The organism is Gemmatimonas groenlandica, assembly GCF_013004105.1.
Taxonomy (GTDB): Bacteria; Gemmatimonadota; Gemmatimonadetes; order Gemmatimonadales; family Gemmatimonadaceae; genus Gemmatimonas; species Gemmatimonas groenlandica.
The window spans coordinates 2,937,148-2,949,382 of record NZ_CP053085.1 but is presented as its reverse complement, the minus strand read 5'-3'; the positions used below and the strand labels follow the sequence as shown (position 1 = coordinate 2,949,382).

The following is a 12,235-nucleotide window of genomic DNA, read 5'->3' as shown; positions in this document are numbered from 1 at the left end:
GAAAACTAATGGGATCTCGGCGCATTGACAGAGCAGCCCATCGGGTAGGATACTCGCTGCCATGAAGACCAACCGCCGGGAATGGTTGAAGACGGGGCTCGGCACCGCCGCCAGTGGGGCCGTATTGGCCGCGGCCGGGGCCGCGCTCGCCCCAGCGCCCCTTGCCGCCCAGCTTCCCTCGTCGCGCAACGCCCGGCTAGGTGGACTGCTGAGCCAGCTTGGCCAGCAGGCGTTCTGGAAGTCGCCCGAGATTCGGCTGCTACGCCGCACCTCGCACGGCCACACCGCCCCGCAGGTCGCCCGCGCCCTCGAGTTGGGCTACGAGGCCTACCTCGAGGAGCAGCTCAACCCGCAGCGCATCGACGATACGGCCTGCGACAGCTACATCGCCGCCACCTACCGCGATCTGCTGGCGATGACGCCGCGTCAGGCCATGACCATCGCCGACAGCGGCAGCCCGTACTTCCAGCTCATCCGCCCGCTTGGCCGCATGACGGTCGAACGCGCCATGCTCTCCGAGCGCACGCTCTTCGAGCGTATGGTCGAGTTCTGGTCGGATCACTTCCACGTGCCGATCGATGGCGCGTACAGCCTCAAACTGTTTCACGATCAGCGGGTCATCCGTCCGAAAGCCCTCGGGAAAGTCAGCGATCTGATCAACGCCAGCATGCGCAGCTCGGCGATGCTCTGGTACCTCGATCAGGTGTGGAACACCAAGTGGGGCATCAACGAGAACTACGCGCGCGAACTGATGGAGCTGCACACCGTCGGTTGGGATGGCGGCTACACGCAGAGCGACGTGCGCGAGCTGGCGCGTGTACTCACCGGCTGGTCCGTCGACGGGCAGGGCATCTTCCAGTACAAGGCCGAACTGCACGACTTCGAGGCGAAGACGGTGTTCGGCATGAACTTCCCGGCGCGCACGGCCGGCACCGGCGCCGCGGGCATGGACGAAGGCATCGCCTTTGCCGCGATGCTGGCCAATCATCCCGCCACCAAACGCTTCATCGCCGCTAAGCTGCTACGCTGGTTCGTGCGCCCCGATCCCACCGAGGCGCAGATTGGCGCCGTGGTGACGGCCTACACGCGCAGCGGTGGTGACATCAAGGCGATCCTGCGCGCCGTACTCTCGCTCGAGAACATCATGCGCGCGCCCGCCAAGTTGAAGCGACCCATGCATCTCATGGTGTCGGCGTTGCGCACGACCGGTGCGCGGGCGGTGCCAGTGGCCGATGTGCGTCGAGATTTCGATGGGCTGTACTTCCCACTCGAAGCGATGGGTCATCGCGTGGGCGGCTGGCCCACGCCCGACGGATATCCCGATCGCGCCGAATTCTGGGCGGGGATGATCATCGACCGGTGGAACAACGTGAACACCGTGCTGCAGGTGGCCAACACGGCCAGCGGCTGGACAATCGTGGATCTCGATCCGTTCCTCGCGACGCCAACGGTCGAGGGTGTCGTGGACGCCATTCGCTCGCGGCTCTTCGGCGGTGAGATGTCGGCGGATCTCGACGCAGAACTGCGTGCGTGGCTCACCGCTGGTCTCACGCGCAGTCGCGTGCTCGACGCCCTGCACCTCGCCACAATGGCGCCCGAATTTCAGTTCTATTGATGGTCCACTGATGTCATCCGACTCCATGAACCATCCACGCGACGATGTGGCGTGCGACGAATACCGACACGTCAGTCGACGGCGTTTTCTCGAACTCGGCTCGATCGGCGCGGCGTCGGTCGCGCTGCCGTCGTGGTTGCCGTCGGTGCAGTTCGCCGAATCCGAAGACGGTGTGCGCGATGTGCTGGTCTCGGTGTTTCTGCGCGGTGGTGCCGACGGCCTCACGCTCGTGGCGCCGTACGCCGATCCCACGTACTACGCGCTACGCCCAACGTTGGCGATTCCACGCCCCGACAGCAGCTCTCCCAACCGCGGACTCGCGCTCGGCACCTTCTTCATGCTGCCGCGCACGATGGCGCCGCTGATGGCGCCGTATCTCTCGGGTGAACTGCTCGCCGTACACGCCTGCGGGCAGTCGGCGACGAAGTCGCGTTCGCACTTCGAGGCCGAGCGTTATCTCGAGCAGGGCAAGCCCGAGGACTACACGATTCAGTCGGGCTGGCTGGCGCGGCATCTTGCGACGAGCGCGCCGATGAGCGCGACCGCGCCGATGCGTGCCACGTCGATCACCTACGGCATGCCGCGCACGCTGGCCGGCGCGCCGAAGAGTCTTCCAGTACCACGACCCGCCTCGTTCGGCGTGACCACGCCGAGTACGGCCGCGTTGCAGCGTCTGTACAACGGTGCGTGGACGCCGATGCGCGACAGCGCGATCGATGGACTCGCCACGGTCACGTTGTTGAACCGGCTCGACTTCAACGGCTACCGCCCGGCCAACGGCGCGACGTATCGCAACGACAATCTCGGACAAGCGCTGCGCGCGATCGCTACGATGATCAAAGGCGACATCGGACTCGAAGCGGCGCACGTGGACGCGAATGGCTGGGATACGCACGCCAATCAGGGCTCCATCGGTGGCGTGCTGGCCGACAACATGACGGAATTCGCGAGTGCGCTCGGCGCGTTCTGGCAGGACATCATGCAAGGGCCGAGCAACTCTCGCGTCACCCTTATCGCTACCACCGAATTCGGACGCAACGCGCGCGAGAACGGCAGCGTCGGTACCGATCATGGCCGCGCCAGCGTGATGTTCCTGATGGGCAAGGCGATCGCCGGCGGGCAGGTGATCACGCAGTGGCCCGGTCTGGAACGCGAACAGCTCGAAGACGGACAGGATCTCAAGGTCACGATCGACATGCGTGACGTGCTTGCTGAAGTCGTGCAAAACCGTCTCAACAACCGCAATCTGTCGGCGATCTTCCCCGACTATACGCCACGCTTTCGTGGAGTGACCAAGTGACCGCTTCGATGGTGTCTACGGTGGTATCGCGCGCGACGACGCTGATGGCGACCGCGGCGCTCATGGTGCTCACCGCCTGTACGGGACCGGAAGGACCGGCGGGGCCGACAGGGCCAGCCGGCCCGACGGGAACGCCGGGATCACCGGGTACTCCGGGCGCTACCGGTGCCACCGGAGCGACGGGCGCCACGGGACCGGCAGGACCGCAGGGGCCGTCTGGCGTCGTGAATCGCATCGAAAGCAGCGGCATCTTCGGTTTGAGCGGCAGTTTTGCGATGCCGCTGCCGGCGGCGGCCCTGGCCAACAACCGGCTGCCGTTCGTGGCGTGCTGGATCAGCATCGATGGACGCACGTGGGTGTCGGTAACGCAAACGCCGGTGACGAACGAGGACGTGTACTGCGGCGTCACGGGCGTGGGGACAACGTCGCCGGCGGTGACGATCGTGAACGGGGTGACAGGATGGAGATACTACTTGTTGGGGATGTGGTAACGGGGGGGATCGTAACTGCGAAGGGCGCTAGGAATTAACGGCGCTAGGAATTAACGGCGCTAAGAGTTAGGGGCGCTAAGAGTTAAGGGCGCTAAGAGTTAGGGGCGCTAACAGCTAAGGGCGTGAAGCTTGGGTGGTGAATCTGGGGGGCGATATGCTGGGTGGTGCTCAACCGGTCGCCTTTCTGGCGATCACGGATGTCGAGCGCGCGAAGGCGTTCTACGGCGATGTGTTGGGCTTGCGGTTGATCTCGGACGATCCGTTCGCGTTGGTGTTCGACCTCGCGGGAGTGTCTCTTCGACTGCAGAAGCTTCGGGAGTTCTTGCCGCATTCCTTCACGTCGCTCGGGTGGCAAGTCGACGACGCGACGGCGGTTATTGTGGCGTTGCGCGCGCGGGGGGTGGAGTTCGAGCGCTACGGCTTCATCGAACAGGACGCCGATGGCCTCTGGACGGCGCCGGGCGGGACACGCGTAGCGTGGTTCAAGGACCCGGACGGGAATCTGCTCTCGCTGACGCAGCACGCGGCGGGGTAGGGCCTAGCGGCGGCGCTAACGTTTGGGGGGCATTCACGTCTACGGTGGTGAGACGTGCCGTTCACACCATCCGGGCAATTCTATGCGCTGCATTTCTGCGATCGTGCTGTGCTCCGCTGTTGCCGCTCTGTCGGCCTGTTCCTCGTCCGACGACGAGGGCGGCACCGCGCCCATTGGCAACACCGTAGACGGCGTGGCGTGCGCCATCAATAGCTCGTCGTTCAACAGTTCGGCCAAGGTCAACGCCACGAGCACCGTGAAATGGACGTGTACGTCCACCACGCGCACGATGACGGGAAATGGGATTCCCGATCATCCGGTCACGAGCGGGAACTTCGCGACACCGATCAGCGCGCAGAATCTCACGATCAACTTCCGCTTCACGCCGTCGTTGGGCACCGCGGCGGTGACCACGGCGAATCCGGGATATGCGCTCAATAGCGTAAAGTTCGACCCGGCTACCGCAGGCACGTGTGCCTCCAACGCCACGTCCATCAACCCCGGCGGCGGCTGCGTGGCGGCGATGGGCACCGACCCGTGGCGCCTCGAAGCGATCGGTGGCGCCTTCCAGTTCGGCACGGATGAGAGCAACGCGCATGTGCAGCCTAACGGGCAGTACCACTATCACGGTTTGCCGGAAGCGTATCTCACGAAGCTGAACAAGGGCCAGGCCATGACCTTGGTGGGCTTCGCGATCGACGGCTTCCCCATCTACGCGCGCTACGGATACGTCGCCGCCACCAACGCGTCGTCGGGCATCAAGGCGGTCACGTCGAGCTACCGTCTCAAGGCGACACCCGATGCCGGCCGTCCATCGGTGACCATCTTTCCGATGGGGACGTTCACGCAGGACTATGAGTACGCCGCCGGCAGTGGTGATCTCGACGAATGCAACGGCCGCACCGGCGTCACGCCCGAGTATCCGGCCGGCATCTATCACTACTACATCACTGCCACGTATCCGTACGTGCAGCGTTGCGTGAAGGGCACGGTGTAGTCGTGTCCGCACGTCGCATGCTCGTGGCGCTCAGCGTCGCGCTCACCACGTTCGCGGCCCCGTTGCACGCGCATCTCATGCCCGCGCAATCGGGCACGCTGAACGTGCGCGGCCGTGCCGTGTTCGGTGCGCTCAGCATCCCCGTCTCGACGCTCACCGGCTTCGATGACGACGGTAACGGCCGACTCTCGCCCATCGAACTGCAGCGACACGATGCCGCGCTGCAGCAGCAAATCTCCTCTCGGCTCCAACTCACCAACGGCACCGATCGCGGCTCGCGGGACTTCCTGCAGCTCTCGGTAGAGTTGGTCGAGAACGACCCCGCATCTGCCGGGGGCGGCACGCACGTGTTGGTGCTCGTGAAGCAAACCTTCATCGCCGCGCCAGCGCAGCTCGCCATCCACACCGACCTGTTCGGCTCCACCGGCAGCGAACAACAACTCGCCATCAAAGCCATGCACGACAGCACCGCTGAAATGGCCGTCCTCCGCGCCAGTCACCCCAATCATCAATTCTTTCAGAGCCCCGCGCACGTCGCCACGCAATACTCCGCACTCGGCATCGAGCACATCCTCACCGGCGTCGATCACGTCCTCTTCGTGCTCACGATCATCGTCGCCGCTGCCGGTTGGCGCTACTGGCTCACCGTGCTCACCAGCTTCACGGTCGCGCACAGCATCACCCTCGCACTGGGCATGCTGAACGTGGTGCGCATCTCGCCGAGCATCGTGGAACCACTGATCCTCGCCAGCATCGTGCTGATGTTTGCGCTGAACATCACGCACAAAGCCACGAAACTCCCGGTTCGCGCCGCCATCGTCTTCGCCTGCGGCCTGCTGCACGGACTCGGCTTCGCCAGCGCCATGGCCGATATCGGCCTGAGCGGCAGCAGCAAGCTGATCAGCCTCACCGCCTTCAACGCGGGCATCGAACTAGGCCAAGCAGCGATCGTGGCGGTAGCACTCCTCGCCATCTTCGCCGCAAAAGCCCACCGCCCAAAGCCAGTCCCGCCGTTCACTCTTAGCGCAGTTGACTCTTAGCGCCGTTCATTCTTAGCGCAGTTAACTCTTAGCGCCCCTGGCAGTTCAACAAACCTCGCAGCTCGGACAAACCTCTGCCAAAACGCACGCGCCGCAGTCCGGCTTCCGCGCGAAGCATCGCCGTCGTCCGTGCCAGATCAACAAGTGGCTCAGCAGCGCCCAATCGTCGCGTGGAAAGAGCGGTATTAGCGCCTGCTCGATCCCGATCGGGTCTGCTTCACGCGTGAGCCCTAGCCGTCGCGCCAACCGCTGCACGTGGGTGTCCACGACGATGCCTTCGTTGATCCCGAATGCATTGCCCAGCACGACATTCGCTGTCTTCCGTCCAACACCCGGCAGCGGCACCAGCTCGGTAACGGTACGCGGCACCTCTCCGCCGAATCGCTCCACGAGCATCGTCGCCATACCGATCAGACTCTTCGCTTTCGCGCGGAAGAACCCCGTGGTGCGCACGATCTCCTCCACGTCTTCTTGCCGCGCGACACTCAGCGACTCGGCATCCGGATAGCGCGCGAACAGCACCGGGGTGACCATGTTCACGCGCACATCGGTGCACTGCGCCGAGAGAATCGTAGCGCCCAACAGCTCGAACGGATTGCGGTAGTCCAGTTCGCAATGGGCGTCGGGATACTCCGCCTTCAGGCGCTCCAGCACGACCGTGGCGATGGCCAGCTTGTCGGCTTTTGTTTTCGGCGATCGGGACACCAGCGCCGCGCGCTGCGACGGCTTCTGCCCGTGCGTCTTCGTCATGCTGCGCGTCGCCTTCTTCACCGTTGCCGTCTCCGTCGCCTTCGCCGGCCCAGCTTTCAGTGTGGCGTTCTGCGCCGTCTTGCCCGGCTTCTTCGCCGACAGCGGTTGACGCGGACCGCGTCCTCCTGCGCTGCGAGCCGCCATCAGCCCTGCATCACACGCAGATGCGGCGCCGTCGTCGCCGCGCCATCGCGCCGTGCCCGCGCGAACGCCAACACCTCGTCGGCCGAACGCGTGTTCAGCACATTGGCTGGCGTGAGCCAGCCTTTGCGGGCGCTGGCGATGCCAAGTTCGAGATGCTCGAACCCTTGTGGTGAATGGGCGTCGGGGCCAATGCTCACCAGCGCGCCTCGCTCCTGCGCGATGCGGCAGGCCCGCCAGTCGATGTCGAGACGATGCGGATCGGCGTTGAGCTCCATCGCGACGCCTACCGCACCGGCCTTCTCGATGATCGCGGCAATGTCGATCGCGTAGGGTTCGCGCGTGAGCAGCAGGCGGCCGGTCGGATGTCCGAGAATCGTGAGATGCGGATCGTCGAGCGCCTTGAGCACGCGGTCCGTCATCTGCCGCTCGTTCATGCCGTAGCGCGAGTGCACCGACCCGATCACGAAGTCGAAGCGATCGAGAAACGCCGCGTCGTAGTCCACGCGACCGCAGGGCAGGATGTCGGCCTCGATGCCTTTGAGCACGCGGAACGCGATCCCCTGCGCCACGTACTGCGCATTCAGCGCGTCGATCTCGTCATGCTGTCGCAGAATCGCATCGCGCGCCAAGCCACCGGCGTAGGTGTTCGACTGCGAGTGATCCGACACGCCCAAGTAGCGCAGGCCGCGCGCACGCGCCGCGTTGGCCATGTCGCTGATGGTGGCGCCGCCGTCGCTGTACTGCGAATGGCAGTGCAGGGCGCCCACCAAGTCCGCTTCGGTAATCAGCGTCGGGAACGGGCCGCGCGCGGCGGCTTCCACTTCGCCCATCGCTTCGCGCTGCTCGGGCACCACGTACGCCAAGCCCAGTCGCGCATACAGTGCCGGCTCGTCGGGAATCGACACCAGTGCGCCATCACGATCGCGCAGTTCGTCGCCCGCGAGCACCAGGCCCATGCCCGCCGCGCGCTCGGTGAGCTGCTTCACGTGCGCGCTGCTACCCGTGGCGCGCCAGAGCGCCAGCGCGAACTGTTCCGGACGGACGCAATGCACGTCCACGCGCACACCGTCTTCCAGGCGCAGCGACAACGTGCGACCACCACCGCCGAGCACTTCCTTCACGCCACGCAGCTGCGCGAACGACGCCGCTACCACGCTCGGGCTACCACGCACGGCGCAGACGACGTCCACATCGCGCACGATCTCCATGCGCCGACGGATCGAGCCCGCGATTTCCAGCCGCAACACATCCGGATTGGCCCGAATCGCGTCGGCAATGCGCTCCGCCTCGGCGCGGCCATGCTGCCAGAGCACGTAGGCCCCGGTCGCGCGCAGATCGGCGATTCCCTTGAGGATCTTCTCCGCCGTCTTGGCGCCGAACTTCGGCAGCTCAGCGAGCCGTCCATCGCGCGCCGCCAACTCGAGATCCAGCAGCGAGTCGATGTGCAGGCCGTCGTGGATGGAGCGGATGCGCGACGGCCCCAAACCGGGCACGCGCAGCATCTCCAACAGTCCTTCGGGCGTCTCTTCCTGCAGTCGCTCAAGCAGGGCCGAGCCGTTGCTCGTCGCAAGGTCGCGCAGCACTTCGATGGCCGCCGGCGCGATCACATCTTCCGCCGCCAGATCACGCGCCATCGCCTGCCCCAAATCCGTCTCGCCATGCGACGCCACGACTCGTGCGGCAGTCTGCATCGCTCGCACCGAAAACCGGTCCTCGTCATGCAGCTCGAGGAGCGTAGCGATCTGGGTCAGGGCGAAGGCGGCGGAGCGGCAATCCATAACCGAAATCTAGCGTGGTCCGCAGGGGAAGAACTGCCAAAAGCTTAGGAGGCAGGGAGGAGGGTGTCAGGGTGGAGGCAGCAGGAGTACGGCGCAGTATCCCTGCGCCCTCCACCCTGACACCCTCCTCCCTGCCTCCTAAGCCGTTGGCAGTTTTCAGTCGGCAGCGTTCAGCCTTCTATCCCCGCCAGGTGCCTCACCTGCTTTACCAACTGCCCCATCTGTTCCTCCGTCAGGTCCATCTCCTGACTCGCCGCCTCGCCATCAAGCAGCCCCGTCCGTACGCTCACCGCGACCTGATTCATGTAGCGCACCTTCGACAGCAGCTCGAGCGTGAGCTGACGCAGGCCATGAAAGCGCCGCTTCTCGGCGTTGGCGCGGCGGTAGCGTTGCGTCAGCTCCTCCGGGCGTAGATCGCGGGCCAGCAGCTCCACGTCGTGGAGGGAGCGGCCCGGCAGGACGCCACGGTCGGGGATGCCGTTGTTTGCCCACTCCTGTTCGGCGAAGAACAGCCGTCCGACCAATTCGATGCCGTCGTGCGCCGTGTGCAACGTCACGCGCACGACGCGGCCATCAACGTGAATCGTGGTGAGTGGAGTGTGCGTGACCGGACCGAAGGGAACCATGGCTCTCAGCGAGGAATCGACGTATGGCGGCAAACAACAGTTCCGGTTGCTCGACGTAGGGCACATGCCCGCAGTCGTCCAACGCGATGAACTCGGCGCTCAACGACTGCGCAACGGCGGCAGCCGATTCGAGCGGAATAGGATCCTGTCGACCATGGATGACGAGCGTCGGGCAGTGTACGGCACGTAACTCGTCCCTGAGATCAAATTCACCTAAGCTGCTCCACACCGACTGCTGCACACGACCCGTGACGCGAAAGGGCGTGAGTGCGCGAGCGCGTGACGGATCGGCGAAATAGCCGGCGACGCTCAACTCGAACCCACGCTGGCGATACGCCGCCGGATCCCGCTCGCGCAGACCGGAGGCCGCGAGCTCCTCGCGCATTGCCAGAATCGTGGCACTTCGCCCGCGGGTGGAGAGTGACGTTTCGAACTCGTCCCGCCACGCACGGGTGATCGGCGCCGGCGACACCAGCACGAGACGTGCCGGAGCGAGTCGCGCATCGCCGTCCTTCGCACACTGGATCGCATACAGCATCGCGAGCAGCGCACCCCATGAGTAACCCACGATCGTGGGCGGAATCAGACCGAACTCCGTGACGATCTGGGCGAGATCGCGCACCTGCGTCTGCCACGTAATTGGCGCCGGATCGTCCGTCTTGGATTTACCACCGCCACGCTGGTCGTACGTGATCACGCGATACGTATCCGACAGTGACAGCATCTGCGGATACAGATAGTCATGATGCGCGCCGGGGCCACCGTGCAGCAGCAACAAGGGCGGTGCGCCTGGCGGCCCGTCGGCCCGCCAATACAGCGGCAAGTCGGTCGTCTGCGTGACGCCGTCGGTCATGGAGGTATCCGACGTGGCGGAAAGGTCGCTGTGTCCCATGGACGCAAGATAAGGCGCGGGCACTATCGCCATCGACATGATCGCTTCGTAACTTCCCGCGCATGGGTCCCCTTGGCTACCGACGCAGCACTCCCAACGCGAACTCGACCGACAGCGGTATGCATCGGGCGGTGCCCGACGGCCGTTCGTCCCGCGCGGTGCTTCGGGCCCTGGCGCTGCTGATCGACCGGGTGGTCACGGTACAGGCCCTGCGCCCGCCCGAGAAGACGGGTGAAATCGACGCTGAGCTCGTCATGCAGCCGTTGGTGCGCGATGCCCTGCGCCAGCTGACGGCGCGCTCTCGTGACGGTGCACTGCTGTGCCGAATTGTCGACGGGCAGCTCGTGCTCGAGGGCGTGCCCATCGAGCGCCGCCTCGCCGCCGACGACCCATTACTTGGCGGACTGCTGCGGCGTTCGCTCACCCTCGGCATCGGGTCGATCACCGTACGGCAGGGTGCCGCGCCCGGTGAGCTACTCACGCTCGCCTCGCTGTTCGCGCAACCGTTTCGTACCGGCGAGGAGGCCCGTCCGCTCTCGGGAGACACGCCCACGACGATCACGCGCGCGGTCATGAGCGATGAACCACCGCGCGAATTGCTGCGCTCGTGGAGCGTGCTCGTCACACCGCTGCAGCAGGGCGCCGACCCGATGCCGCGCTTCACGCCTTCCAGCTCCGCCGTTATCGACGACAGCGGAATCGGAACGAGCACGGCCGGCGGCAGCGCGGTCGCCAACGCCCTCACCCGACTCGCCGCCGCACGCACCGACGAGGCCGCGCTGGCCGCCGGTGACCTGCTCGTCGAACTGATCGACGGCGCCGAATTCCGCGGTGACGCACTCACGATCGAATCGATCGCGCGCGCCACGATGCAACACGTGCACACCGTCGGCGGCAGCGGTGGACGCCTCGGTGGCGAACGCATCATGCGACGACTGCTGCATCGCGCGTCGCTCAAACTGCTCGCCACCCGCGTGCCCTACACCCCCGAGCGCACGATCACGCTCGAACTCATGGCCCGCGCCGGTGATGCCGCCGTCGAGGTGCTGGTGCAGGAGCTCATGAGTTCGCAGGAGAGCCAGGCCCGACGCGCCTACTTCGACAGCATCGTGGCACTCGATCTGAACGCCACACTGCTGTTCGATCTCGTGCGCGACAACCGTTGGTTCGTGGTGCGCAACGCCGTCGCGCTGCTGGGCGAAATGGGCGTCGAACAGGCCGACGTGGCCATGCTGCCGTTGCTCACGCACGACGACGATCGCATCCGCATCGCCGCCGCCCGCGCCCTCATGCGACTCGGCACCGCCAAGGCGATGCACGGGTTGCACGGCGTGATCGAAGACCAGCATCCCGAAGTTCGACGCATCGCCGCCGCTGCGTACGGCCTGCCCGGCCTCGGCGGCGGTGGTGTGCGTCCGCCCGCCGCCCGACTGGCCGCCGCGCTCGACAAGGAACGCGATGAAGACGTCGCGCTCGAAATGCTCGCCTCGCTCGGCAAGCTTGGCAGCGCTGACGCAATCCAGCGCCTGCTGCGTATCGCGCAGCCGGCCGCCGCGGCCGAGCCGGGCGAACGTCAGATCAATCGCGACGCGTGGATTCGCATTGCGGCTCTGGAAGCCCTCGTTCGCGCGCGCGGTTACGCCGTGATGGGCGCCATCGATTCGCTCGCCGGTGACGCTGATCCTGAAGTGGCGGCGGCTGTCGTACGGTTGCGGGCTACTATCGCTTGAGGTTGTAACAGCGCTTCGGTCGGCGCGGGCTTCGGGTCGGCCGAGGAGATCCCCGGCCGCCGAGCATTTTCTCTCGGCCGGCGCGTTGCGCCGACCTTCGAGAAAACGAGTCGTCGGCCGGGGACTCTCGGCCTCCCCTCGCAGCCGGCACCGCACCAAGCGCTGTTTGCGGTTGGCGATTACCGCCCCCAACGCGAACGACAGTCGCCCGGCGACCGTCTCCCGCGCCACCGGCGATCGCCCCGCGCGAGGCCCGCACGGCTCACACACCGCCTCACTCCATCTTTTCGCGAGCCACACGCTTGGGTCGCGCGGGTCTAGTTCGCGCCGCTGGCCC

General features: G+C 65.7%; 11 protein-coding genes. 7 read left to right on the top strand and 4 right to left on the bottom strand.

The genetic code is table 11. The features are described from left to right. The first annotated feature begins 61 nt into the window (after window positions 1-61). The 6 genes from HKW67_RS12440 to HKW67_RS12415 all read left to right on the top strand — a co-directional run bounded on the left by HKW67_RS12440 (window position 62) and on the right by HKW67_RS12415 (window position 5,978). Window positions 62-1,615, top strand: a complete 1,554-nt coding sequence (locus HKW67_RS12440; protein ID WP_171225689.1) for a DUF1800 domain-containing protein — start codon at window positions 62-64, stop codon at window positions 1,613-1,615. A gap of 25 nt (window positions 1,616-1,640) precedes the next feature. After that, window positions 1,641-2,915 carry a DUF1501 domain-containing protein gene (locus HKW67_RS12435; RefSeq protein ID WP_171225688.1) on the top strand — a complete coding sequence of 425 codons (1,275 nt, stop codon included), beginning with the start codon at window positions 1,641-1,643 and terminating at the stop codon, window positions 2,913-2,915. Next, window positions 2,912-3,406, top strand: coding sequence for a hypothetical protein (locus tag HKW67_RS12430; protein WP_206044407.1), 495 nt, complete (start codon window positions 2,912-2,914; stop codon window positions 3,404-3,406). Before HKW67_RS12435 ends, HKW67_RS12430 begins: the two co-directional genes overlap by 4 nt. 136 nt (window positions 3,407-3,542) lie before the next feature. After that, entirely contained in the window at window positions 3,543-3,941 is a 399-nt protein-coding gene (locus tag HKW67_RS12425; RefSeq protein WP_206044406.1) for a VOC family protein, read from the top strand. A gap of 82 nt (window positions 3,942-4,023) precedes the next feature. Then, window positions 4,024-4,938: a YHYH protein gene (locus tag HKW67_RS12420; protein ID WP_171225687.1), complete on the top strand. Its 915-nt coding sequence runs from the start codon at window positions 4,024-4,026 to the stop codon at window positions 4,936-4,938. Between the two features lie 2 nt (window positions 4,939-4,940). Further along, window positions 4,941-5,978 carry a HupE/UreJ family protein gene (locus tag HKW67_RS12415; protein WP_171225686.1) on the top strand — a complete coding sequence of 346 codons (1,038 nt, stop codon included), beginning with the start codon at window positions 4,941-4,943 and terminating at the stop codon, window positions 5,976-5,978. A 45-nt stretch (window positions 5,979-6,023) separates the two neighbouring features. Here the strand turns inward: HKW67_RS12415 and nth are convergent, their stop codons facing one another. The 4 genes from nth to HKW67_RS12395 all read right to left on the bottom strand — a co-directional run bounded on the left by nth (window position 6,024) and on the right by HKW67_RS12395 (window position 10,168). After that, window positions 6,024-6,728 (bottom strand): endonuclease III, encoded by a 705-nt coding sequence (gene nth, locus HKW67_RS12410; protein WP_171227648.1) that lies wholly within the window; start codon window positions 6,726-6,728, stop codon window positions 6,024-6,026. 143 nt (window positions 6,729-6,871) lie between these two features. Continuing rightward, the gene (locus tag HKW67_RS12405; RefSeq protein WP_171225685.1) at window positions 6,872-8,650 is read right to left on the bottom strand and encodes a DNA polymerase/3'-5' exonuclease PolX; all 1,779 of its coding nucleotides are present in this window, start codon (window positions 8,648-8,650) and stop codon (window positions 6,872-6,874) included. A gap of 170 nt (window positions 8,651-8,820) precedes the next feature. Next, the gene (locus tag HKW67_RS12400; RefSeq protein WP_171225684.1) at window positions 8,821-9,276 is read right to left on the bottom strand and encodes a hypothetical protein; all 456 of its coding nucleotides are present in this window, start codon (window positions 9,274-9,276) and stop codon (window positions 8,821-8,823) included. Further along, a complete protein-coding gene (locus HKW67_RS12395; RefSeq protein ID WP_171225683.1) occupies window positions 9,224-10,168 on the bottom strand; it encodes an alpha/beta fold hydrolase in 945 nt (314 codons plus the stop codon). The genes HKW67_RS12400 and HKW67_RS12395 overlap by 53 nt, the downstream gene beginning before the upstream one ends. Before the next feature lie 62 nt (window positions 10,169-10,230). Between HKW67_RS12395 and HKW67_RS12390 the strand changes: the two genes are divergently transcribed. After that, the gene (locus HKW67_RS12390; RefSeq protein ID WP_171225682.1) at window positions 10,231-11,898 is read left to right on the top strand and encodes a HEAT repeat domain-containing protein; all 1,668 of its coding nucleotides are present in this window, start codon (window positions 10,231-10,233) and stop codon (window positions 11,896-11,898) included. Window positions 11,899-12,235: the final 337 nt, after the last annotated feature.